The 334-nt window shown below is 73.1% G+C and carries 1 protein-coding gene; it reads left to right on the forward strand.

The window, feature by feature from the left end:
- Nucleotides 1-334 (forward strand): Ig domain-containing protein (locus VM95_RS38180; protein ID WP_045706325.1); only part of this gene is annotated, 334 nt, incomplete at both ends.

Below are 334 nucleotides of genomic sequence, written 5' to 3' on the forward strand. Positions count from 1 at the left end.
CAACCAGTCGACCGCGGTCGGCGGCTCGGTCAACCTGCAGATCAAGGCCTCGGGCGGCACCGCGCCGCTGTCGTACAGCGCGAGCGGCCTGCCGGCCGGCCTGGCGATCAACGCCTCCACCGGCGTGATCACCGGCTCCCCGACCGCCGCGGGCAGCTCCAACGTCACCGTCACGGTGAAGGACAACGCCGGCAAGACCGGCACCACCAGCTTCACCTGGACCGTCACCGGTGGCGGCGGCGGCACCTGCACCCCGGCGCAGCTGCTCGGCAACCAGGGCTTCGAGACGGGCACGGCGGCGCCGTGGACGGCTTCGAGCGGCGTGGTCGACAAC

Source organism: Streptomyces rubellomurinus, assembly GCF_000961885.1.
Taxonomy (GTDB): Bacteria; Actinomycetota; Actinomycetes; order Streptomycetales; family Streptomycetaceae; genus Kitasatospora; species Kitasatospora rubellomurina.